Source organism: Taylorella asinigenitalis MCE3, assembly GCF_000226625.1.
GTDB classification, from domain to species: Bacteria; Pseudomonadota; Gammaproteobacteria; order Burkholderiales; family Burkholderiaceae_B; genus Taylorella; species Taylorella asinigenitalis.
Map to the genome: position 1 here is coordinate 1,089,603 of NC_016043.1, position 25,027 is coordinate 1,114,629.

The following is a 25,027-nucleotide window of genomic DNA, read 5'->3' on the forward strand; positions in this document are numbered from 1 at the left end:
CCCGAAAACGTTTGTTTTTGGGCTTTATCTTATTTATGTCATAGATATTCTATACACTTCAATTGAGTATGGGAGGGGCTATGGAAAATAAATTTAAAATTAACCAATCAGTTGGTATAAAGGGTGTAAACAACCCAAAAGATGTAAAAGAAATACAGTTACTGCTGCAACAAAATGGCTACTGCAACATTGGAATTGATGGGAAGGTAGGAAACAAAACAATTCAAGCAATAAAGGATTTTCAAGCAAAGAATAATATTAATACATCTGGCCTAATAGAACCAAACCAAACGATTTTAAATGAAACATCTCCTGAACCTAGATATATGCCAAAACAATACAACGACTCCCCTATTCCAGTAAAAAGCGGTCAATTTACTTTTGATCAGGAAGGAATTGACAGAAGAACAAGTGTGTTATTTTCAAGAGTTATTCACCAACCTACTATAGGATCAGGAGTAACAATAGGAAGGGGTTATGATATGAAGTATAGAACTCCTTGTGAAATTAGAAAGGATTTAGAAAGAGCAGGAATACCTTCTGAGCAGGCTAAACTAATTTCAAAAGCTGCACTAATGTCAGGAATTGAAGCAAAATTATTTGTAAAAAATAACAAACACAAAATCGGAGAAATATCTAATTTGCAACAAACAAATTTATTTAATTTAATCTACCCTTTATATATAAAAGAAACAAAAAGAATTTTCCTAAATAATATTCGAAACCTTTCTTTAGTTAAAGCAACCACTAACAATCTAAATAATACTAAATCCAATATACATGAAGAAATCTGGGATTTATTAGATGAAAATATAAAAGTTGTATTAATAGATATGAGGTATCAAGGAGTTCTTTACAGTAACTTTATGCGTGAATTTGTTAATTCAGATGAACGAAAAAAATATTTATATAGTTATTTAGAAAGACAATATATGGGGTCACACGAAAATAGATGGCTTAATAGGATGAATTTTTTAAAATAATATGAACTTTCTTTTTTCCGTATTGATCTCTTTAGTTATTTTTGGCTCTAACTCAGATTTAAGTATAGATATTTTATTTTCATCTATACACAACAAATGTAACATTCCATCCTGGTCTGGAGGATATGGTAATTGCATAAGAAATAATACGGTTTTCATTAACAAACTCTCAAATAAGTATATTGAAAATTTGTCAAATGAGCTAATTCGAAGAAACCTTCTTGCTTATAACAATTCTATTAACACTTTATGTAGGTATCATGCAAATTCAATAGCAATTCATGACTATCCAAGTAATGCTGATGCTTATGGGTCTTGCTTTATCAATAATAAAAAGGATTTTTATAAAACTCTCGTTAAGAAAGACCTCAATTCTTTAATAGATAAAAATTGTAATTCAGAAAAAAACAATATAGCTCTGTCCAAAATAAACTTTTTGATTATTAAAGCCAAGTACAAATTAAACTATTTAATTAGAAATGAAGACGAGCCTGTAGATTTGTATGATAATCAAATGTATAGATCTTATGAGTTAAATTTAGATGAACTAAAAAAAATGGAAAAGCAAATTGAAAATTTTTCTCAGGACGGATGCTTTGAATCGAACATAGATTCGATTTTAAAAGTTTTCAAAAATAATTATTCTGAAGTTTCTTATTATTTTATTCCAATCAATATTTACAGAAAATTAGACAATATAGCAGACCAAGCTCTATTAACGTGCGATTCTAATTGCCAACGTTTTGATTTTAATAAGTGGATTAAAAAATCCAAGACAAAGGACCTCTCAAAAGCATGGTTTAAATACAGCGAGCAATTTTGTACATTGCTAACCAGCACTCTTAATGAGCCTGATATTGTAGATTACAAAAAAAGTTGTCTTTATATTAAGGCTTATCAGCTAGAAAATTTCGATTATCAGTTATCAAAATTTCAAACTAATACTTTAGATTATTATTCCATCACCGATCTTGAATCACATATAGATATGGATACCAGCTATTTAATGAAAACTAAGAAGGATTGGACAAAACCTTTACATAAAGCCTTCAAACACTTCTCTAATATGTATTGCCATAATAAGGCAAGTATTTGTAAAAGCTTTTTTGAAATGATTTATCTTAAAGACTTAATTGAGATTCATGCACATCAAAGAAAAATCTTATTTCGTAAATTGGAGGTTAACCCTTTATTTTCCTTAGAAAAAACTACTAAATTTTCCTCAGTACAAATCCAAAATTAATTATTTAAGATAAGATGTACATCATTCTTAACTTTACTTTTTTGGTCTTAACGAGGTTCCTTAGCTGGGATACTACATCTCTCTTTCTTCAGAATTTAGCTTATCTTCAATGTAATATTACTTACGACAAAATTGATTGCTATCATACACATAATCGATTTTTAGAAAATTATTTATACAAAATTACAAATTCCAGAAACTCTATAGGTAAAAATATTCCCATAAAGGATATTCAAAATACTATATCTCAATTTTGTGGGTACTCATCAAGCAAAATATCTTTTATTGGATATGTATCAAATATTGAGTACAACGAAATATGCATATACAAAGAAACTTTAAATCTTGTTAACGATATTCATAAAATAAGTTCTAAAAAAATAGTCCCGAACAAGATATCAATTCAAAAAGAAAACCTTCGTAAAGTTGAATATCTACTTAAAGATTTCTCTATTGAAGATAACTTATTACTAAGCAGATTTGAAATTGAAAAAAATCCACTTGATTTAGATTATCGAGAAACTTTACGCTACTCATTAAGAACAGCCAAAAAAATTAGAGGCAATTTAACTATTTTTTTATCTAACCCCTATTTATTGAGAACCTCTACATCTTTTGTCAATGAACTTATTAAATTACATTCTGGAATACCCATTGAGTTCTTGTTGGGGTATGAAGATATATATCAAACTAAAGTAAAGCTAAACTTACAAAAGTGTGATTCAAACTGTGAACATTTTGATAAAAAAACATTGATTGAAAATTTAAAACCCCAAGAATCCTCAAATGCATGGCTTCAATACAGCGAACATTTTTGTTCATTACTTACAGCATCACCTAGTGACAAAGTAAACAGTGATTATGTGAAAAGTTGCCTATATACAAAACTTAACCAATTCGATAAATTCGAATCAGAATTAAAAGTCCACAATAATTATGAAGAGTACGATTACGCTATAAACAATCTTCATTTAATTATTAACAACGATACTAACTATCTAATGAAAGAAAATAGAGATTGGACAAAACCTTTGAATATTGCTTTCAAAGAATTCTCAAGTAAGTATTGCCAAAACAACGATAGAAACTGCATGAATATAATTCAGTTTATACACCTTAAAGACTTAATTGAGATTCACGCATATCAAAGCAAACTTATTTTTAAAGATTTGGGGATTGAACCCATAGAATCTGGATTAGATTAAGTTGTGCAAAATCCTCTGTCAACGAAAATTTAAAATTGACCCCTACATTCCTTAATTTAGGGTACTAATCCATTTTTATTTAATCTCGCTTGATATTTACCAAGTAACACTACTTCGTTCATTAAATGACCTATGAATTCATAAACTGGTGTAGCCATAAAATTTTATTTAAATCAAATCTCGGTGGAGCTGAGAAACGTGAGTATGATGAAGCTTCAAACCGAGCATTGTTTGAGCAGAATCTTGGTGAAAGCGTTTTAGATCCGTTTGAAATCTATAGCAAAATTCAAAAGGATTCAATCGATGCTTTGAATAAAAAAGCATAGTTAGTATTAGGTCAATTTGAATTTAATCTGGTGTCTAGACACCATACATTTGTAAAGCTCGAAAACGTTTGTTTTTGGGCTTTATCTTATTTATGTCATAGATATTCTATACACTTCAATTGAGTATGGGAGGGGCTGTGGACAATAAATTTAAAATTAACCAATCACTAACCAAATTATTGCAAATAACATATCAACTGAACCTAAATATCAGCCAAAACAATACAACGACTCCCCTATTCCAGTAAAAAGCGGACAATTTACTTTTGATCAGAAAGGAATTGACAGAAGAACAAGTGTGTTATTTTCATGAGTTATTCACCAACCTACTTTGGAATCTGGAGTAACAATTGGAAGGGGTTATGATATGAAGTATCAAGGAGTTCTTTGCAGTAACTTTATGCGTGAATTTGTTAATTCAGATGAAAGAAAAAAAAATCTATATAGTTATTTAAAAAGACAATATATGGGGTCACACGAAAATAGATGGCTTAATAGGATGAATTTTTTAAAATAATATGAACTTTCTTTTTTCAATCCTAATTTCCATATTTACTTTAAGCTCAAATCCTAACCTATCAATAGATATTTTATTTACATCTATTCACAACCTGTGCACAAACTCATATTGGTCTGGCAAATATGCGGAATGCATTTATAGAAATACCAACTTCATTAACAAACTCTCAAATAAGTATATTGAAAATTTGTCAAATGCGCTAATTCGAAGAAACCTTCTTGCTTATAACAATTCTATTAACACTTTATGTAGGTATCATGCAAATTCACATGCAATATTTGATTACCCAAGAAATGATGATGCCTATGCATATTGTTTCATTAATCTTTACAAAGGTTATCTTAAAACTGTAGTTAATATTGAGCAAAATTCGTTTTACGATAAAAATTGCAAAACAGATAAAAACAAATTGGCTCTACATAAAATTCGGTATCTAATTAAAAAGGCGAAAATTCTTTTATTTATCTTAAACAAAGATTCAAATGAAGCAGTAGATTTGTATGATAAACAAATGTATAGAACTTATGATTTATCTTTAGAACATCTTAAAAATTTAGAAAAACAGCTCGATGAATTTAATAATAATGGGTGTTTTAATTCAAATATCAGTTCAATTTTAAAAATTTTAGTTGATAATTTTTCTGAATATTCATTTTTATACATTCCCAGTAGCTTTTACAAAAAATTTAAATTTATGGCCGAGCAAGCCCTTTTGCATTGCGATTCTAATTGCAAACGTTTTGATTTTAATAAGTGGATTAAAAACTCCAAGACACAGGAACTCTCAAAAGCATGGTTTAAATACAGCGAGGAATTTTGTTCATTACTCACCAGCACTCTTAAGGAGCCTGATATTGTAGATTACAAAAAAAGTTGTCTTTATACTAAGGCTTATCAACTAGAAAATTTCGACTTTCTGTTATCCAAATTTCAAACAAATAATTTAGATTATTATTCCATCACCGATCTTGAATCACATATAGATATGGATACCAGCTACTTAATGAAAACTATGAAGGATTGGACAAAACCTTTAATCAATTCATTCGAACACTTCTCTACTATGTATTGCCATAATAAGGCAAGTGTTTGTAAAAGCTTCTTAGAAATGATTTATTTAAAAGACTTAATTGAGATTCACGCATATCAAAGTAAACTTATTTATAAAAACTTGGGGATTGAACCCATAGAATCTGGATTAGATTAAGTTGTGCAAAATCCTCCATTATTTTTAATATTTACAGTTAAAATAAATTAGAACTTAACTTAAGGAGAAGATATGTTTCCAGAATACCGCGACTTAATTAGTAAACTTAAAAATGAGGATGCACACTTCACTCGCTTATTCGACTTACACAATGAGCTAGATCATCAAGTTGAAGCACTTGAAGCTAATCCTATAACTCAAGGTCGTGAAGAGATTGACATACTTAAGAAAAAGAAACTTCAACTTAAAGACCAAATCTACGAATATCTTCGTAACGTTGCTCAAAAAGACTAATCTACAATTACTTACATATTACAAAGGCCTTCTTGCGATCAGGAAGGCTTTATTTTTTTAATTATCTATATATCAAATATTTCTTATTATCGTAATCAATTGGAATCGTAAAACATAGAGTATCCCCTTTCAACATAGATTCAGGTGGTTTCGGTAGTGGAGATGCTTTCCTAAAAAGCTTGCTAGCTGCTTGATTTAATGCCACATCTTTTAAAAATAATGAGAATCATTATACTTTAGAGTAACTATTGCTGATGGGATGCAGAAGTATTGCCACCTAAACAATAGATATTTTTAAATAAATAGAGGAAATATGAGTAATACTACAGATAAAGAAGCACACAAAATCAATAAATTAGAAACTTTCTTAATTGATTTAATCGATGGACAAAAAAGCGTAATCATCTCAAGTTTTGATGAAGGTTGCATCTCATCATACGCACCATTTATAAGACATGGAGACGAAATCTATGCGATATTGTCAAGCGTTGCTCCGCATTATCATTCAATCAAGAAAAACAAAAATCTCGTAAGCATTTTATTTATAGTTGATGAGCAAAAAGCTCATACTATATTTGCAAGAGTACGTGCCAGTTATAAAGTTGAAGTTAGCAATGCAGATGAATTGCGTGAGGACATTTTTAAAGAACTTAAAGAAAAATATGAAGATGATGCGGTTATAGAAATCATCGAAGAGCTTGCCGATTTTCACATACTAAAATTTAAGCTTAAAAAAGGGAGATTCGTTAGAGGGTTCGGTGCGGCCTATGAGACGGATGGATTAAAGGTAGTGGGTCCGTCAAAACCAGTAAATTTACACGGAACATCTGAAACTTAAAACATAAAGCTTAAAACCAAAAACCCTCCATATACATGGAGGGTTAAATTTTGGCTGCCCAAACTGGGTTCGAACCAGTGACCTGCGGATTAACAGTCCGTCGCTCTACCGACTGAGCTATTGGGCATCATTAAGGAGAACAATATGAATACTAAGGATGGCTGCCCAAACTGGGTTCGAACCAGTGACCTGCGGATTAACAGTCCGTCGCTCTACCGACTGAGCTATTGGGCATCAAAATTAGTAAAGAAGTGATTTTAACTAAAATAAACACCCATTACAAGCAAACGAGCAGTGATTTTAATCAAATTGTATTATTTATACACCCCTATACAATCAATCATTATACAGCTTCACGAGCTGCTTTACGTCTCTCATGCTCTTGCAAATGACGTTTACGCAGACGAATATTTTTAGGCGTAACCTCAACTAATTCATCATCATCAATAAACTCAACCGCATATTCCAAAGTTAATTTAATAGGCGGCACTAGTCGTACTGCTTCATCAGTACCAGAGGCACGAATATTAGTCAGTTGTTTTCCCTTGATTGGATTGACAACGAGATCATTGTCACGGCTATGAATACCAATAATCATACCCTCATACAAAGCTTCACCAGGAGAGACAAACATACGGCCCCTATCTTGCAATTTCCACAATGCGTAAGCCACAGCATCCCCGTTATCCTGACTAATCAATACACCATTGCGACGCTCACCGATAGAGCCTTCACGCACAGGAGCATAATCATCAAAAATATGGCTCATTAATCCGGTACCGCGGGTCATCGATAAGAAATCCCCCGTAAATCCAATCAACCCGCGTGCAGGAATACGATATTCCAATCGAGTACGTCCACGTCCATCTGACTCCATATTAAGAAGCTCACCTTTGCGACGGCCTAACTCCTCCATAACGCCCCCTTGATGCTCATCTTCAAGGTCAATGGTCAATAACTCCATAGGCTCATGTTTTACGCCGTCAATCTCCTTAAACACCACTCGAGGACGAGATACCGCAAGCTCATACCCCTCGCGACGCATATTTTCAAGCAAGATCGTAAGATGCAACTCTCCGCGACCATTTACCTCGAACACAGTGTCATCGTCCGTATCGTTTACACGCAAAGCCACATTCGACTTTAATTCTAGATTAAGGCGATCACGCAATTGACGTGAAGTGACAAATTTCCCCTCACGACCAGCAAGCGGAGAAGTATTTACCATAAAATTCATAGTAAGAGTAGGCTCATCTATTTTTAACATTGGCAATGCTTCCGGTGCACTCACATCACACAATGTGCACCCAATTCCTATCTCCTCGATACCGTTGATAAGCACGATATCCCCTGCTTCTGCAGAATCCACTTTCTCGCGCTCAAGACCTTTAAACTTAAGCACTTCATTAATGCGGCCGTTAAAAGATTCTCCGTCTTCTCCAAATTTAACAACCACGTTTTGTCCTGGCTTAACGCGACCGCGATTAATACGGCCAATCCCTATCTTGCCTACATAGCTGTTGTAATCTAAAGAGATAATTTGCATTTGGAATGGGCCATCAACATTATCGTTACGTTGTGGAACGTATTTAAGAATTGTCTCAAATAAAGGACGCATATCCCCGCTTCTTACATCCTCAGTTAATCCTGCATAACCATTAAGTCCCGAAGCATATACCACTGGGAAGTCTAGCTGCTCTTCAGTAGCACCTAATTTATCGAACAAATCAAAAGTCGTATTAAGCACATAATCAGGACGTGCACCAGGTCGGTCGATTTTATTTACAACCACGATAGGCTTAAGTCCCTGTGCCAATGCCTTTTTCGTAACAAATCTCGTCTGTGGCATCGGACCTTCAACCGAATCAACCAAAAGAAGTACACCATCAACCATTGAAAGCACACGCTCTACCTCACCACCAAAGTCCGCATGTCCTGGAGTGTCGATAATATTAATATGCGTGTCTTCATATTGCACAGCACAGTTTTTAGAGAGAATGGTAATGCCGCGCTCTTTCTCAATATCGTTTGAGTCCATCACCCTTTCTGCGACTTGTTGATTTTCGCGGAAAGTACCTGATTGTCTGAGTAATTGGTCCACAAGCGTAGTTTTACCGTGGTCCACGTGAGCGATAATTGCAATATTTCGAAGAGCTCTGCTCATAATTGTCCTTAAAATAAATTAATTAGTTTTAATACCAACCTCTGCGGGCAAATCGTCTAATGCAATTAATGCCCCCACAGGATGCTCAAGTTCCTGAAAATCAGCCAGTTTAATAGAATTCGCTATTTCAAAAGGCCCAACTGCTGTACGTCTTAAAGCACTCAAATGTGCATAACACCCCAAATCACGACCTATATCTTGTGCAAGGGTTCTTATATAAGTACCTTTACTAGCCTTCACATGCAAAATTAGAGTAGGATACTCGTATTTGATTAACTCAATATTAAATATCGTAACTTTCCGTGCTGCACGTTCGAGTTCAATTCCTTCGCGTGCATATTTGTACAATGGCTTCCCGTCTTTTTTGAGAGCCGAGTACATAGGTGGAATTTGCTCAATTTCTCCCATGTACTTTAGAAGTACGTCTTTTATATTTTCCAGTGTCGGTTTAATATCACAATTTTTTTGGGTGGCAATGCCCGTGCAATCTCCACTATCAGTCTCTACTCCTAGTGATAATGTTGCAAGGTAGGATTTATCTGCATCAAGCATAGTCGCACACAACTTCGTACCTCTTCCAAAGCAGCAAATCAATAGTCCCGTAGCAAATGGATCAAGAGTACCAGTATGACCCCCCTTTTTTGCATCTAAATGTCTGCGTGCTCGTTGAAGTGCGAAATTGCTCGATAACCCCTCGGGCTTATCAAGCAACAGAACGCCATCTATATCCTGACCTTTTCTGCGAGCCATGAGTGTAAACTTTTACTAGAGACCTCGAATTTTAGGAGGCTCAAACTCGTCGCCAATTGCGTATAATTCATCGTCCGAAGCTGCATTATTTGCTTTATCTATAAGCTTGCTCATCTCCATTACGTGCGAAAGCTGGTCATCGTGGAAAAATCGCAAAGTAGGCACAGTATGAATATGAAGCATTTTGTAGAGCAAGGAATGCAGATACCCAGCTTTATCATTTAAAGTATCTTGAGCATCCAATGGCTCAGCTCCAAGAACAGAAAAATACACTTTTGCATGAGCATAATCAGCCGACAAGTCAACGCGAGTCAAGGTTATTAGACCATGACGCGTACCCAATTCGCGTTGAATTAAGCTTGCAAGATCTTTTTGTATCTGGTCGGCAATGCGTATGTTTCTGCTCGGTCCAGTTTTAGTTTTATGTCTATTCACTTTTATTATAAGGTCCTTGCAATTTCACGAATTTCAAACACTTCAAGCTGATCACCAACAACGATATCGTTATTGTTTTTCAATGAAATACCGCAGTCGAAACCAGACTTAACTTCTTTTACATCGTCTTTAAAGCGTTTTAAAGATTCAAGATATCCCGTCCAAATAACAACATTATTTCTTAATTGACGAACTTGTGATTCGCGACGAACAAGACCCTCAGTAACCATACAACCAGCAACTTTACCGACTTTAGAAATTGTATAAACTTCACGAATTTCAACAAGACCGATAATCTCCTCTTTCTTATCTGGAGTAAGCATGCCAGAAAGAGCGCTTTTAACTTCATCAACCGCATCATAAATAATATTGTAGTAACGAATGTCAATGCCGTTGTTTTCGGCTAATTTTTTAGCCCCTTGATCTGCACGTACATTAAAGCCAATTATCACAGCCCCAGAAGCAGTTGCTAAGTTAACATCTGATTCAGAGATACCACCTACTGCAGCATGAACAACTTGAACACGAACTTCATCACCTGAGAGTTTCAAGAGTGACTGTACGAGAGCCTCTTGCGACCCCTGTACATCAGTTTTAATAATAAGTGACAATGTCTTCACGCCCTCATTATTTTGGAACATATTTTCAAGGTTTTGAGCTTGCTGACGTGCAAGTTTCACATCACGGAATTTACCCTGACGGAATAATGCAATCTCACGTGCTTTGCGTTCATCAAGAAGAACAAGCACATCATCACCTGCATCTGGAACCTCAGATAAGCCTTGGATTTCTACAGGATATGATGGACCGGCTTCATCAATTGTTCTATTGTTTTCGTCAAGCATTGCACGAACACGGCCAAAACTTGCACCCGCTAAGATTGCATCACCGCGATGTAAAGTACCGCTTTGAACCAATATCGTAGCAACTGGGCCTTTACCTTTATCCAATCGAGCTTCGATCACAATACCTTTTGCTGGAGAATCAACAGGAGCTTTTAATTCCAATATCTCAGCTTGGAGGAGAACGTTTTCTAATAGGTCCTCAATTCCTTCACCAGTTTTAGCCGAGACATGAACAAATGGAACATCACCACCATATTCTTCTGGAATAACTTCCTCAGCCACTAATTCTTGCTTAACTCGCTCAGGGTTCGCTTCTGGCTTATCGATTTTATTGATGGCAACAACCATAGGCACACCCGCTGCTTTTGCATGGCTTATAGCCTCTTTAGTTTGAGGCATAACCCCATCATCAGCTGCAACAACGATAATAACAATGTCGGTAGCCTGAGCACCACGTGCACGCATTGCAGTAAACGCCTCATGCCCTGGTGTATCTAAAAACGTAACCACATCACCTGATTTAGTTTTCACTCGATAAGCACCGATATGTTGAGTAATACCGCCAGCCTCACCAGATGCCACTCGAGTGCGACGAATATAGTCAAGCAAAGAAGTTTTACCGTGGTCCACATGACCCATTACAGTAACAACAGGTGCTCGAGTAGACATTTCGTAGTCGCGAGATTCATTTTCCGCATCCAAAAATGCCTCAGGGTCATCAAGCTTAGCTTGAATTGCAGTATGACCTAATTCCTCAACTACAATCATCGCCGTTTCTTGATCAAGCACCTGATTAATAGTAACCATCTGACCAAGCAACATAAGTTTTTTAATAACTTCAGCCGCTTTTACGGACATTTTGTGAGCCAAATCCGCTACTGTAATCGTCTCAGGCACATGAATTTCTCTAGCGATGAACTCCTGCACTTGTGGCTGTTTTACTTCGACATTTTTATTTTTCTGCCTCGAACGGCCACCGCCCGCTCTCCATGTATCTTCGCCAGAATCTGTATAGTTTCGCTTATCGTGTCTGTCGGTAGAACTTGGTTTTTTGCTAGGTCTTATGCCATCGCCCCAGTTCTTATCGGATTTATCGCCCCCCTTAGATGACTTAGATTTGCCACCCTTTTTCTTAGTTTCAGATTCATCATCTGAATCACTTTGCACTTGAGGCTTCGCTTGAACAGGAGTCGCACTAGGAGCACTTGTAGGAGGAGGTGCCGCTTTTTTAGCCGGTTTTGGATTGCGCATATAGTTAGTCAATGCTGCTGCTTCACTCTCGGCTTTCTTACGGGCATCCTCCCTCATTTTTTCCGCTTCCGCATCTGCCTCTGCGTTCGCTTTTGCTTCCTTATCCTTGGTAGCATCGTGAGACTTTTTAGGCTCAGCTTCACTCGCTTTTAAATCCTTAGTTGTAGCTGCTTTTTTAGGTTCAGGCTTAGGCTCATCTTTTTGTGGCAATGCGTGTGCTTTTGTCTCAACTTTTTCTGGTTCACCTTTAGGAGTTTCTTCAGATTTAACTGTAGGTTCAGCAGGTTCTTTAACCGTAGATGTCTCTACTTTCTTCTCTTTAGTCTCTGAAACCTTCTGTGCATTCTGCTCAAGCTTTTTATTAAGCTGTGCCGCTTCTTTTTGTGCAATTTCTTCTCTGCTTACTTTAGTATCTTTCTCTACTTTAGGCTCAACCTTAGGTTTTGAAGCAGTTTGAGCTGGTTTTTTTGGCTCAGCAGGCTTCGTAGCAACAGATTTAACAGCTTCTTGTTTTTTGGGTTCATTCAGAACAACCGTACGTCTTTTTCTCGTAGTGACTGAGACTGTAGAACCGTCAGCTTGCTTGATCTTTGAGTGCTCGTTGCGCTTTAAGGTCAATTTTTTCTTTGTGCTGTTTTCAGTTGTTTTAACTGTATCTTGGGTCATTCAAATACCTATAAAATTTATTCAAACCAATGTGCGCGTGCTTTCAAAATAATTTCCGAAGCCGACTTTTCATCAATATCTAATATCTCCAAAAGCTCATCCGTAGCCAGTTCCGCTAGGTCATCTCTATTGTTTATGCCATTTAAAACAAGTTTTGAAACCATATCTGCGTTTAAGCCCTCAATATCCATCAGACCTTCTGAAGATGCAACTCTTTCATCTCTTTCAGCAGCTGCAATCGATAAACTGTGACGAGCCCTATTTCTAAGTTCATGTACAAGATCTTCATCAAAGCCTTCAATTTCAAGTAACTCTTGTTCAGGTACATAAGCCACTTCTTCTAGACCCGTAAAGCCCTCTTGAATAAGGATTGAGGCAATCTCTTCATCGATATCTAGCTTCTCGGTAAACAGATTCATAATTCCTTTATCTTCTTCCTCTTGACGAGCCTGACTTTGCTCAGGAGTCATGATATTAATCTGCCATCCAGTTAACTCCGAAGCCAATCTTACATTTTGTCCGCGAGTACCAATAGCCTTAGCTAAATTATCCTCATCAACGACAACGTCCATCGTATGCTTTTCTTCATCAACGATAATCGAAGAAACATGAGCTGGTGACAATGCCGATATAACAAATTCAGCCGGCTCATCTGACCATAAAACAATATCAATTTGTTCTCCGTTTAATTCATGTCTTACAGCACCGACTCTTGATCCACGCATCCCAACGCATGTACCAATAGGATCAATACGCTTATCATATGCTTGAACAGCAATTTTCGCCCTTAAACCAGGGTCTCTAGCTGCCGCTTTGATTTCGAGTAAACCTTGTTCTATTTCAGGAACTTCGTACTCAAAAAGTTCTCTTAAAAATTCTGGGTCAATGCGAGATAGTTGAATAATTTGACCCTTCGTTTCTTTATCAATTTTCTGAACATAGGCCCTAACACGATCTCCAATACGGAAATTTTCTTTAGGAATCATCTCAGCTTTAGGAAGACGCGCCTCAAGCTTACCTATTTCAACAATTACATCACCCTTGTCTATTCGCTTAACAATTCCTGAAACAATAGTTTCGTTCTGGGCTACAAATTCATCTATAAGCTGTTTACGCTCAGAGTCACGGATTTTTTGTAGAATCACCTGTTTAGCAATTTGAGCTCCTATACGACCAAACTCTTGCGGCTCCAAAGGTTCCTCAATAAACTCTCCAACTTTAATATCTGGGTAGTCTTCAACCGCATCCGAGAAAATTTCTTGACGCTCAGGCTCTTGAATGCCATGCTCATCAGGTACCACTTCCCAACGACGAACCCCGACGTACTGACCAGTATCGCGATCAATCCTAACAACAACATCAGCCCCTTCCTTAAATTGCTTCTTCATAGCCGAGGCCAGAGCACCCTCAATAGCAGCAAAAATTTCTTCTACTGGAAGGTTCTTCTCGTGTGCAATTGCGTCTATAAAATGGATAGTTTCGCGACTCATTATTTTTTACCTTTGAAATTTAAAATTGGGTCTAATTTGGCTCTATCGATATCAGAGTAATTAAATTCAATAACCTTTTCCGCACCCTCTTGTGCAGGCTCAGTATTTTTATTTTTTTTAGATTTAGATGTTTTCTTTTCTTGATCTAATACCAATCGAAAGGGATTTTTTGAATCCTCAGTCAATTCGAGCATCCCTTTGAATATTTTTTTGTTGGCAATGGCATCGTGAAACTTCACCTCAACCCTTTGTCCACTAAATCTATAAAAATCATCCTCTTTTTTAAGTGGTCTATCGGTACCAGGAGATCCCACTTCTAGTCGAGCATAATCAATATCTTCTACTTCATAAAGGCGTGACAGGAGACGGGATACTTCCTCACAATCATCAATCGTGATACCCCTATCAATATCTATCGTAACTCTAAGCAAATTATGTGCTGCTCGTTCAATATCAACTAATTCGTAACCAAGCCCTTCAATAGGACCTAGGCTTATTTCAAATAAATCTTTCATAATTGAATAAAAAAAATGGGCTTTGAATTAGCCCATTTCTTTAAATATTGCTACTATCATAAGACTAAATTAAGTCTCAACTAATGAAATATTTTAACAATAATTGTCTGATTTAACAAGAAAATTAATGTTTTGATGAATAGCCATTACTTGACCTAGAACTGCGACTTCTTTTCTGACTAGGTGTAGCCCTACCAGTCAAGCCCCTTTGCGGTCCACCTGCACTTTTTCTGACCTGATGAATAGAAAAATTATGACTTGGATCCATTGATTTCTCAAACCCTGGTGGCAATGCATTGTTATGTGAAACAGGACCTCTTCTTCCTTTTTTCTCATAAGAATCAGGTTTTTTATTTAAACCCAAACACTCCATTAAGCCTAATACTTGTAGTGGCTCTAATTCTTCCCAACGCCCGCGTTTCAAATTTCTTGGAAGATGAACATCCCCAAATCGCGATCTGATTAGTCGACTTACAGTAAGGCCAAGAAATTCAAACATTCGGCGCACTTCACGATTTCTTCCTTCATTTATAGTGACGCGATACCATTTATTACTGCCCTCTCCACCAATAAAATCAATGGCTCCAAATTTGGCTAAACCATCTTCAAGTTGAATCCCATCTTGCAAAATTTTTATTTGCTCATCACTTATTTCGCCTAATATCCTAACGGCATACTCACGCTCATTCCCGTATCGAGGGTGCATAAGTCGATTAGCCAAATCACCTGAAGTCGTAAATATCAGTAATCCCTCAGTATTAATGTCCAATCTACCCACTGATACCCATTTTGCTGTTTTCATTTTAGGTAGACGTGCAAATACCGTAGACCTATTTTGAGGGTCATCTTGAGTGACTATTTCACCAGCTGGCTTATGGTAGAGAATAACTCTGGGCATTCGATTTGCCTTAGGTTTATTGATAAGTCTTCCATTAACCTTGACGATATCTTCATCCGAAATTCTTTGTCCAATATGAGCTGGTACACCATTTACGGATACGCGTCCTTGAATGATGAGTTCTTCCATATCTCTTCTTGAGCCCACCCCAGCATCAGCCAAAACTTTGTGCAACTTAGGTCGTGAGGAATTTTCTGCTACTTTAGCTAGCTTATTGATTTTTTTATCGAATTTTCTATGTCCCTCAGTCAAGAACTCAAAGACATTCTGATCTTCAAAATCATTACTATCCACATTATTGGTCTCTATTGAATTGCTATCCTCGCAACCAAGCTTTGGATTATGTTTAGATTTTGATCTAGTATTTGTTGTTTGTCTTCTGCGAAAGGGGCTGCGAAGCTTACGAGCACGCGATTCAGTAGAAGATGAAGTTTCTGCGTTTTGTGTCATAAAAAAAGGAATCTAATTAGATTCATGTAAATTCAATTGTGAATTATTAGTTTGGCTAGATGATGAGTCAATTAAATTTTCTAGACCCTCTTCGCCTAAAGAATCTATAGGAGGTAATTCAGTAAGAGACTTTAAACCTAAATCATCTAAAAATTGTTTAGTAGTACCTAAAAGTGAAGGTCTTCCTGGACCATCGCGATACCCGACCACGTCAATCCAACCACGCTCTTCCAAAGTTTTAATTATGTTAGAGGAGACTGTCACACCCCTTATATCCTCAATATCACCCCTAGTAACGGGCTGACGCCAAGCAATAATAGAGAGTGTTTCTAATACTGCCCTAGAGTATTTAGGAGGTTTTTCTGGATTGAGTCTCTCAAGGTACTTTTGCATCTCAGGTCTAGATTGAAATCTCCAACCTGACGATAACTCAACTAATTCTAACCCACTATCAGCCCACTTATCCTTAAGGCTTAAAAGATGTTGCTCAATATCCACATTACTAACTTCATCAGAGCTTAAAAATAAGTTCCGCAAATCACTAATTTTTAAAGGAGTGTTAGAACAAAGCAAACAAGCCTCTAAGATTTTAGAGATGGTATCGCTATGCATTAGTCTGAATCATATATGGGCTAAAAAATTAAGTACTAAGTGTATTTTAAAAAAATACATAATGTCAAAATATTAAATTATTTTTACAGAAAGTATTGAGTTAGTATTTTTTTTAAATTATAATCATCCTTTCTTGACGCGGGGTGGAGCAGCCTGGTAGCTCGTCGGGCTCATAACCCGAAGGTCGTAGGTTCAAATCCTGCCCCCGCAACCATTTTTCTTCTTTTAGAGTTTTATCTCTACCTCCCCAAATATATTATTCATAACTTCTCTCATATCTTTTTCAATTTCACACGTAAAAGCAAGTCTATTGCCATCTTTAGGATCATTAAATTCTAATTTGTATGCATGCAACATTTGCCTTAAGTTTGAGAAATTTTTAAGGTCTGGGCCGCCATAAAGAGAATCCCCTAATAGAGGATGATTAATAGATGAAAGATGTACTCTAATTTGATGTGTACGCCCTGTTTCGAGTTTGCACAATAATAGACTTAAGTTTTTTCCATCAAATTCCGCATGAGATAAAGTTGTGAAATGAGTGCGTGCCTCCTTAGGGGCTATAGGATTGCTTTGCTTAGTTGAAGCCATCTTTATTGGATTTCGTGGATCGCGACCAATATCGTCTGTAATTGAACCCGAATCTGAAGTGCAACCAGATACTATCGCAATATAACTTCGACCCATTGTTCTACTTTGAAGTTGTTTAACAAAATCAAGTTGGGCGGCTTCAGTCCGAGCTACAACCAAGATTCCAGATGTATCTTTATCAAGTCTATGAACTATGCCAGCTCGAGGTACATAACTTAATTCAGGAAATTTAAAAAGAAGACCATTCAATAATGTTCCTGACCAATTACCAGCTCCAGGATGAGTAACTAAGCCAGCAGGTTTTCCAATGACTATCCATTCTTGAGATTCTTCTAAAACTTGAAAATCAATTTGTTCTGGCTGAAAAGCTTTTGTGTGCTCATCTGGTTGAATACACACTTCAATTTCGTCTAATGGCCCAACAATCTGCCGAACTTTTGATTCATTGGGAGATTTACCATTAACGCTTACATGGCCACATTCAATCCAATCTTGAACTCTACTCCTAGAATAATCAGGCAATAATTTAGCGAGAATTTTGTCTAAACGATCAGCTTTTGTGCCAATTTCAAGAATAAATTTTTTTGTTTCAAGGGGTTCGTCTAACATATATTTGATCGAATATTAATTTATTGATTATATTTGTAGGTCTAGATAATGTTATTATTAAGCGATCTATTTTTAAGATTTGTGTAACTTAATTAAATGAAAAGAACTCTAAGAAACATTTTAATTCTATCCCTTACTACTATCATATCTGCATGCGGTATTTTTGGTCGCGAAATAGATGAAACTGCAGGTATCCCCGCAGATAAACTATACGACACTGCTCGTGAGCATGTTCGTGGTCGAAATTGGGATAGTGCAAGAAAATATTTAAATGCCATTGAAAACAGACATCCTTATAGTTCATATGCTCAACAAGCTATGATTGATCAAGCTTATGTTAACTGGAAGGATGAACAGCCAGAGAGAGCTATTGCAGTTATAGATAGATTCTTGCAAATATATCCAAGCCATCCTGGCACAGAGTATATGCTTTATTTGAAAGGGCTGATTACATTTACTCCTCCATCACATTTTTTAACTAGTTTTGCAGGTCAAAAGCCTAGTGAGCGTGATCCTCGTGGACTAAGACAATCTTATACTGCCTTTAAAGTGTTGGTAGATAATTATCCAAATAGCCGTTATGCGGCTGATGCTCGTCAAAGATTAGTGTGGTTAGTTACTACATTAGCTGAACATGAAACTAATGTAGCTAGATATTATTACGAGAAGAAAGCTTACGTTGCAGCTGTAAATCGTGCACAAGTTGTTCTTACAGAGTTCTCAGGTGTACCTTCAGCAGAACTTGCTTTATATATTCTTATGAAATCCTATGAAGCCCTAGGTTCTGAAGATCAAGCTGCTGACGCAAAAAGCGTTTTAGTTAAGAACTTTCCTAATAGTCGTTATTTGACTCATGGATTTAAAGGTGAAGGTGGGTTTATGAAATACCTATCACCTAGTAAATGGTTTAACTAAAACTTTCTATAAATTTAAGGGCCTCTTCGAGGTCCTTAATTCTTTTAAAATCTGGAAGAGAATTAAGTATTCTTTTTCCATATCCTTTTGTAATCAGCCTTTTATCCGCTATCACAACTAGACCACGATCCGTCTCTGTGCGTATTAAGCGGCCTACACCCTGTTTTAAATCTATGGCAGCTTGTGGAACCATATGATGCATAAATGAGCTTATTCCTTGATTTTCAAGATTTTCAATTCGTGCACTAACTAATGGGTCAGATGGAGAATCAAAAGGTAGCTTTTCTACAATTAAAAGTTGTAATTGCTCACCAGGAAAATCAACACCCTTCCAAAATGTAGATGTAGCAACTAAGATGGGAGAAGGAGTATTTAGAAATTTTCTAACTAAGCTAGATGTACTTTCTTGATATTGTTTAAGAATGGTTCTTTCTGGAAGTATATTTCTTAATTTTGCAGCAATAAATTCAACAGAATTTATACTTGTACACAAAATAAGTACACCACCTTTAACCTTACGTATTAATGGAAGTACGAAATTTACAAATTCATCTAGAAAAATTTCATCTTTAGGTTCAGGAAGATTGAGTGGAATTAATAAACCTGCATTTTCTTGATAGTTAAAGGGTGATGGTTCTATAAGTGAGTCATGCTTACCTAAACCCAATTGCTTAGAAATATAATCAAAATTTCCATCAACTGAAAGTGTGGCTGAGGTTAGGATCCAAGATAAATTTTTAGGCTTAATCTTTCCAAAAAAATCGACCAATAATGGTAGAGCATGTAATGTCACCCCAAATTTAGATATGGAGGCCCATTTTACATATTGTTGAATATTTTCTTTGGCTTGATCGACTGAATCATCTTTAGTAATTTCATCATGAATACAAATTCCTAATGTATTTTTAAGAGCTAAAATCTCCTCTGATATGCTTTTTAAAACTTCGTATTGGAGACTTAGGTCTTTAAGTAAACCACCCATAGTTTGAAGTAAATTATAAATTCCCTCCAAAACGGTAAAAGATAATGGCGAAACCTTTTTGAACTCCTCCATTTTTAATTTAGATGCATATTTTCTATTCGAATATTCCGATACCGATAAGCGAAGAGCTTTATATAGACTATCGTACTCATTAATTAAATTAGTAATATCAGAAAATTTGTGTCTCTCTGAACTTTTGATTTTTTGAAATTCAGGATTTCGAATATTTTGTAGTTCACCGAACAAGGATTCCACTGCTACATTAGAAAACCTATAACCCATATGATTAGTAATATCCTCTGGCAATGAGTGTGCTTCATCGAAAATAATATTCATATCTTTAGGGAGCACACCAATCTCATACTTTATTTTGCTATCCATATCAGATAATGTGAGGGCATGATTTACTACAACGATATCTGAAATAACAGCTCGTTCGCGTGCACGATAAACAAAGCATTCATCTCTATATAAACACTTCTCCTTAAGACAATTTTGTGTAGTAGACGTAACTTTAAGCCAGATAGTTGAATTTTCAGGAACATGAGGACATTCCGCAATATCGCCAGACTTAGTTTTCGATGCAAAAAATTTAATATGTTTTAAATAACTCGCATATTCTGCAGGGGCATCCTCCTCTATACCAGCATGCTCAAACAATTCACCTCTTTCGCTTAAGAAATTTCTATATCTATATAAGCATAGGTAATTGCTTCTACCTTTCAAAATACAGCTATTTATCTCCTCTCCAAGAGCTTCTTCAATCGCAGGTATATCCTTATAATAAATTTGCTCCTGAAGCGTTTTTGTCCCAGTTGAAATTATTGATTTATGATGCGATAGGATTATGGGCACAAGATACGCCCATGTCTTTCCTGTACCAGTACCAGATTCCGCAAGTAATGTACCCTTGTTTTTTAAGGCTTTATCTATGCTCTCTGATAGCTTGACTTGAGCATCGCGAACTTTGAAACCTTTTAATTTTTGTGGCAATACTTTTGTAAATATCTCTTTAATTCGCGACATAAATGATAATGATGGGCAAAAAATATATTTTAATTTAAGAACAAACTAGAAGATCCTTAAATCTAGTAGTGAAGCATGGACTTAAATAATTTCGCTGCATATGCCATCTTGTAGATAATAGTGAATTACTTAGTCTAAGGGTGCCTTTTCCGAATCTTTGATTTGTATCATCTAGGGTCTTCATAAGAGAGCTTCTCCTATCGAAGTTCTCTAAGTGTGCCGCAGTATCCCATAATGATAATTGATGACTAGTAGGTGCAGGAGTTATCTCACCTAAAGTTATGCCCGCTTTCTTGTAATTAAAACCCCTTCTATAAACTGATTTTAATAACTCTTGTGCTCTTGCATTTAATGTTAAGGTATCGTGCGTAGCTTCCACCAAACGCACCATCTTATAGCCCCCGTACTGTTTATCTTGCTCTCGATAACGATTTGTCTTAATAAAAACCGATATTTCTTTTGCGAAGCTATTTTGCTTTCTTAATTTACGGGCACCTTCAGCAATATGTTCAGATATGGCCGATTGCAACGGTTCAAGCTCGGTTATAAGTTCCCCAAAACTTCTACTACATACAATTTGTTTTCTATCTTGTAGTTCTTCCAAATCTGCACATGGTGTACCCTGTAATTCTAATTGTGTGCGCTCCATAACGACAGAAAAATGCTTACGTAGGAGCCTAGAGTCTGCATTAACTAAATCATAGACGGTATGGATACCCATAGTTTTAAGTTGCTTTGAAATGCGTCGTCCAATACCCCAAATTTCAGATACCTCCATAGACCTAAATGCCCTCTCTTTTAATGAGTCGGACCAATCAGTCCATACCACTACACCACCAAAAGCATCGGGGTATTTTTTAGCTAAGTGATTACAAAATTTAGCTAAAGTTTTTGTGGGGGCAATGCCTACGCAAGTCGGAATACCAACCCATCTAAAAACTCTGTCTTTTATCGTGTGTCCTATTTCTTTAAAAGATGAATATTTAACATCACAAGTATCTATAAAGGCAAAACACTCATCTATTGAATACACTTCAATATCGGGAACTACCGATGCGATTGTGTTCATCATGCGAGATGAAATATCTGCGTATAACTCGTAGTTGCTTGAAAAGGCATAAACTTCTTTTCTATCAACCAGGTCTCTAATCTGAAAAAAAGGCATGCCCATAGGAATGCCCAATGCTTTAGCTTCTCGAGTTCGCGCTACAACACAGCCATCCTGATTTGATAACACTACAACTGGTGATTCTCTTAAGTCAGGTCGGAAAATTCGCTCACAGGAGCAATAAAAACTATTTCCGTCTATCAAAGCAAACATAATTAACTGCGAAAATCCTTAATTACATGCATAATCACACCTACTATTCTTAATTGCTCCTGATCCTTAAACTTAATAGGCGTGTAAATACCACTGCGATTTTCTGGTCTTAGTTCCACAGATCCATCTGGAAGTATGCAAAGCCTTTTGATTGTGTACTCATTTCCGATATCAGCCATAACAATATCCATATGCTTAGCTGTCACAGATCTATCGATAATTAAAATATCATCCTTTGCGATACCAATATCAATCATAGAATCCCCACCACTTCTTACAGCGATAGTGGCCATAGGATTCTGAACTAAGTAGGTATTAAAATCCAAATAATCGGCCACATATGATTCTGCTGGCGATGGAAATCCGGCGGGTATTCTCTCAAGAGCTAGGGGGATAGATAATTCTAAAGCCGAACTCTCATCCCAAGAATCTGGAAATTGCTGCAGTTTCAAATTTTCAATTAAAGTATCAATTGTAGGTATCAAGCTTGCAGGAACTCTTTTAACGACCATAGCTTCACCAAGTACAGATTTGCGACCTGCTCCCTTACGAGAGCCGCCCCTAGAGCCTGTATCATGAACGAGTTTTAGTTTTGATTCCGACATATTCAAGATAATTTTTTTTGATTTCGTTACGAAATCATAATTTATATTTTCTTGACTGTCAATTGATAGTAAATACTTGAAAATTAAAGAATTGTTAACTTAGCGATAGCTAGTGACAATGTCTTTGTACCTTCTTTAAAAAACTGAATTTGAGCCTGTGCATTAGAACCTTCGCCAAAAAGCTTAAGAATTACACCCTCACCAAATCTAGGGTGACTTACGCTCATACCAATTCTATAGGGCGAATCGGATTTATAAGTTTTAATCGACTCTTTTCTAGAACCATACTCTTCAAACCCATCCATAGAGTATCTTGAATCAGCATATGATTTTGGTTTGCGTGAAATCCATTTAACGTGTTCGTCAGGAATTTCGTTAATAAACTCAGATTTCGTGGTCATAGTAGTCTGACCATATATTTGACGCATTTCAGTGAATAGTAAATATAAACGTTTGCGAGCACGAGTCATTGCTACATACATAAGGCGACGCTCTTCCTCGAGACCATTTAGTTCAGACAAACTATTCGCATGTGGAAATAGCCCCTGCTCCAATCCTGCAATAAATACAGCATCAAATTCAAGACCCTTGGAAGAATGCACTGTCATCAGCTGTACTGCATCAAGGCCGCGTTTAGATTGATTATCTCCCGCCTCTAAACTAGCTAAACTTAGAAACAATGCCAAAGGAGACATATTTTCCATATCCGCCCCCTCAATCAATTCAACTGACTTCAAGTAGGCGATATTTTCTTCATTACAAAAGACTTTAGCGGCATCAATAAGTTCAGATAAGTTCTCCAAACGTTCCTCACCATCGCGCTCACTTGAGTAGAACTCCGCAATACCCGACTCTTGAATAACTGCCTCAACCAACTCTGGCAATGTACTCTCTTTTGCAATTTCTTGTAGTTTCTTAATTAAATCTAAAAATCCATTTATTTTTTTAGCCGCTTCACCGTTAAGCCCACCAGCAGCCAATGCAAGACTACAACCAACCGCTTGTGCGACATCAGTTAATTTTTCAATAGTCCTATTTCCAATGCCACGAGCTGGAAAATTTACTACTCTTGAAAATGCATTATCGCTATCTAGATTATGAATTAATTGCAAATACGCAATTACGTGTTTTATCTCTTGTCGCTCATAAAAACGAAGGCCACCATAAACAATATATGGAACTCCCGCTCTAGCAAAGCTATGTTCAATGGCACGAGATTGTGCATTACTTCTGTATAGTATGGCTATTTGTGAATGGTCATACCCTTCTCTGAGTAGTGACTTAGTTTCATCTAAAATCCAAGAAGCCTCTTCATTTTGATCCATTAGACAATTGATTCGAATTAAATCACCGTCACCTTTATCTGACCAAAGATTTTTTCCAAGTCTATCTTTATTTTCTGAAATAAGTTTATTTGCGGCACTCAAAATATGATTATATGAACGATAATTTTGCTCAAGGCGTATCAAGTTTTCTTTCGCATACTGTTGCTCGAAATGCCGCATATTTCCTACATTTGCACCGCGGAAAGAGTAAATCGATTGATCATCATCTCCAACAGCAAAAATAGAAGATTCTTTTCCAGCTAACAAGCCAAGCCACTGATACTGAAGTTTATTGGTGTCCTGAAATTCATCGATTAATATATGCTTAAATCTTAAGTTGTAATGCTCTCTTATATTCTGATTATTTTTTAGCAACTCCACTGTTCGCAAAAGCAGCTCAGCAAAATCGACCACCCCTTCTTTATTACATTGATTCTCGTATGTTGTATATGCCTTAAGGACATCTTTTTCGAAATCATCAAATGCTTGAGCTTCACTAGCTCTAATACCAGCTTCCTTCAGATTATTAATAAAGTATTGAACTTCGCGAATAGGATAAACTTTCTCATCATCCATATTCAAACTTTTAAGAATTCTTTTAATCATGGATTTTTGATCGCCCATATCCATAATTTGGAATGCAGATGGCAAGCCCGCTTCCCTATGGTGCGTTCTTAATATTCGATGACTAATTCCATGAAAAGTACCAACCCACAACGTTCTTGGGCTTACAGGAAAATAATGACCAATCCTCTCAATCATCTCTTTAGCTGCTTTATTAGTAAAAGTTACAGCTAAAATTCTCTCAGGGGTGGCAATGCCTTGTTTTACAAGCCATGCAATTCTAGTAGTCAAAACTTTCGTTTTACCACTACCTGCTCCAGCTAATACTAAAAGATGTTGGGCATCACTGGTAACTGCAGATAATTGCTCTTTATTTAATGACTCTAAAACCGATTGCATT

At 36.3% G+C, this 25,027-nt stretch carries 23 protein-coding genes and 3 tRNA genes; 10 read left to right on the forward strand and 16 right to left on the reverse strand.

What is annotated here, in order from left to right:
• Positions 1–80 precede the first annotated feature (80 nt).
• From TASI_RS05180 to TASI_RS05210, 7 genes are all read left to right on the forward strand, one after another.
• On the forward strand, positions 81–983 hold the full coding sequence (locus TASI_RS05180; RefSeq protein ID WP_014111714.1) for a peptidoglycan-binding protein: 903 nt from the start codon (positions 81–83) through the stop codon (positions 981–983).
• Between the two features lies 1 nt (position 984).
• Entirely contained in the window at positions 985–2,226 is a 1,242-nt protein-coding gene (locus TASI_RS05185) for a hypothetical protein (protein ID WP_014111715.1), read from the forward strand.
• A 14-nt stretch (positions 2,227–2,240) separates the two neighbouring features.
• The gene (locus TASI_RS05190) at positions 2,241–3,431 is read left to right on the forward strand and encodes a hypothetical protein (protein WP_014111716.1); all 1,191 of its coding nucleotides are present in this window, start codon (positions 2,241–2,243) and stop codon (positions 3,429–3,431) included.
• Between the two features lie 125 nt (positions 3,432–3,556).
• Positions 3,557–3,757, forward strand: coding sequence for a hypothetical protein (locus TASI_RS05195; protein ID WP_014111717.1), 201 nt, complete (start codon positions 3,557–3,559; stop codon positions 3,755–3,757).
• A 367-nt stretch (positions 3,758–4,124) separates the two neighbouring features.
• A complete protein-coding gene (locus TASI_RS08000; RefSeq protein WP_014111718.1) occupies positions 4,125–4,274 on the forward strand; it encodes a hypothetical protein in 150 nt (49 codons plus the stop codon).
• A 1-nt stretch (position 4,275) separates the two neighbouring features.
• On the forward strand, positions 4,276–5,484 hold the full coding sequence (locus TASI_RS05205; RefSeq protein WP_014111719.1) for a hypothetical protein: 1,209 nt from the start codon (positions 4,276–4,278) through the stop codon (positions 5,482–5,484).
• A 72-nt stretch (positions 5,485–5,556) separates the two neighbouring features.
• Positions 5,557–5,778, forward strand: coding sequence for an HP1242/YdcH family protein (locus tag TASI_RS05210; RefSeq protein ID WP_014111720.1), 222 nt, complete (start codon positions 5,557–5,559; stop codon positions 5,776–5,778).
• A 61-nt stretch (positions 5,779–5,839) separates the two neighbouring features.
• On the opposite strand, the gene TASI_RS07880 is transcribed toward TASI_RS05210, so the two are convergent.
• Positions 5,840–5,983, reverse strand: coding sequence for an energy transducer TonB (locus TASI_RS07880; RefSeq protein ID WP_014111721.1), 144 nt, complete (start codon positions 5,981–5,983; stop codon positions 5,840–5,842).
• Positions 5,984–6,091: 108 nt separating this feature from the next.
• On the opposite strand from TASI_RS07880, the gene TASI_RS05215 reads away from it, so the two are divergent.
• Positions 6,092–6,616 (forward strand): pyridoxamine 5'-phosphate oxidase family protein, encoded by a 525-nt coding sequence (locus TASI_RS05215; protein WP_014111722.1) that lies wholly within the window; start codon positions 6,092–6,094, stop codon positions 6,614–6,616.
• 51 nt (positions 6,617–6,667) lie between these two features.
• Here TASI_RS05215 and TASI_RS05220 read toward each other — a convergent pair.
• The 10 genes from TASI_RS05220 to scpB all read right to left on the reverse strand — a co-directional run bounded on the left by TASI_RS05220 (position 6,668) and on the right by scpB (position 16,692).
• Positions 6,668–6,743 (reverse strand) — tRNA-Asn (locus TASI_RS05220).
• A gap of 31 nt (positions 6,744–6,774) precedes the next feature.
• Positions 6,775–6,850, reverse strand: a tRNA-Asn gene (locus tag TASI_RS05225).
• A gap of 109 nt (positions 6,851–6,959) precedes the next feature.
• Positions 6,960–8,780: a translational GTPase TypA gene (typA, locus tag TASI_RS05230; RefSeq protein WP_014111723.1), complete on the reverse strand. Its 1,821-nt coding sequence runs from the start codon at positions 8,778–8,780 to the stop codon at positions 6,960–6,962.
• An 18-nt stretch (positions 8,781–8,798) separates the two neighbouring features.
• A complete protein-coding gene (truB, locus tag TASI_RS05235; protein WP_014111724.1) occupies positions 8,799–9,530 on the reverse strand; it encodes a tRNA pseudouridine(55) synthase TruB in 732 nt (243 codons plus the stop codon).
• Positions 9,531–9,545: 15 nt separating this feature from the next.
• Entirely contained in the window at positions 9,546–9,965 is a 420-nt protein-coding gene (rbfA, locus tag TASI_RS05240; protein WP_014111725.1) for a 30S ribosome-binding factor RbfA, read from the reverse strand.
• Between the two features lie 5 nt (positions 9,966–9,970).
• Positions 9,971–12,727: a translation initiation factor IF-2 gene (gene infB / locus TASI_RS05245; protein ID WP_014111726.1), complete on the reverse strand. Its 2,757-nt coding sequence runs from the start codon at positions 12,725–12,727 to the stop codon at positions 9,971–9,973.
• Positions 12,728–12,744: 17 nt separating this feature from the next.
• Positions 12,745–14,217, reverse strand: a complete 1,473-nt coding sequence (nusA, locus tag TASI_RS05250; RefSeq protein WP_014111727.1) for a transcription termination factor NusA — start codon at positions 14,215–14,217, stop codon at positions 12,745–12,747.
• Positions 14,217–14,732 (reverse strand): ribosome maturation factor RimP, encoded by a 516-nt coding sequence (gene rimP, locus TASI_RS05255; protein ID WP_014111728.1) that lies wholly within the window; start codon positions 14,730–14,732, stop codon positions 14,217–14,219. Before rimP ends, nusA begins: the two co-directional genes overlap by 1 nt.
• Positions 14,733–14,856: 124 nt before the next feature.
• Positions 14,857–16,080, reverse strand: a complete 1,224-nt coding sequence (gene rluB / locus TASI_RS05260) for a 23S rRNA pseudouridine(2605) synthase RluB (protein WP_014111729.1) — start codon at positions 16,078–16,080, stop codon at positions 14,857–14,859.
• 12 nt (positions 16,081–16,092) lie between these two features.
• Entirely contained in the window at positions 16,093–16,692 is a 600-nt protein-coding gene (scpB, locus tag TASI_RS05265) for an SMC-Scp complex subunit ScpB (RefSeq protein ID WP_014111730.1), read from the reverse strand.
• 137 nt (positions 16,693–16,829) lie between these two features.
• Between scpB and TASI_RS05270 the strand changes: the two genes are divergently transcribed.
• Positions 16,830–16,906 (forward strand) — tRNA-Met (locus TASI_RS05270).
• Between the two features lie 11 nt (positions 16,907–16,917).
• On the opposite strand, the gene TASI_RS05275 is transcribed toward TASI_RS05270, so the two are convergent.
• Complete coding sequence (locus tag TASI_RS05275) at positions 16,918–17,889, reverse strand: RluA family pseudouridine synthase (protein WP_014111731.1); 972 nt, start codon at positions 17,887–17,889, stop codon at positions 16,918–16,920.
• Positions 17,890–17,985: 96 nt separating this feature from the next.
• Here TASI_RS05275 and TASI_RS05280 point away from each other — a divergent pair, with 96 nt between their 5' ends.
• The gene (locus TASI_RS05280; protein WP_014111732.1) at positions 17,986–18,804 is read left to right on the forward strand and encodes an outer membrane protein assembly factor BamD; all 819 of its coding nucleotides are present in this window, start codon (positions 17,986–17,988) and stop codon (positions 18,802–18,804) included.
• On the opposite strand, the gene TASI_RS05285 is transcribed toward TASI_RS05280, so the two are convergent.
• The 4 genes from TASI_RS05285 to TASI_RS05300 form a co-directional block, all read right to left on the reverse strand.
• The gene (locus tag TASI_RS05285; RefSeq protein ID WP_014111733.1) at positions 18,797–20,812 is read right to left on the reverse strand and encodes an ATP-dependent DNA helicase; all 2,016 of its coding nucleotides are present in this window, start codon (positions 20,810–20,812) and stop codon (positions 18,797–18,799) included. The two genes, TASI_RS05280 and TASI_RS05285, sit on opposite strands and share 8 nt — an antisense overlap.
• 34 nt (positions 20,813–20,846) lie before the next feature.
• Entirely contained in the window at positions 20,847–22,133 is a 1,287-nt protein-coding gene (locus TASI_RS05290) for a Y-family DNA polymerase (protein WP_014111734.1), read from the reverse strand.
• A gap of 2 nt (positions 22,134–22,135) precedes the next feature.
• On the reverse strand, positions 22,136–22,738 hold the full coding sequence (locus tag TASI_RS05295; protein ID WP_014111735.1) for a LexA family protein: 603 nt from the start codon (positions 22,736–22,738) through the stop codon (positions 22,136–22,138).
• 83 nt (positions 22,739–22,821) lie between these two features.
• Positions 22,822–25,026 (reverse strand): UvrD-helicase domain-containing protein, encoded by a 2,205-nt coding sequence (locus TASI_RS05300; protein ID WP_014111736.1) that lies wholly within the window; start codon positions 25,024–25,026, stop codon positions 22,822–22,824.
• Between the last annotated feature and the right edge of the window lies 1 nt (position 25,027).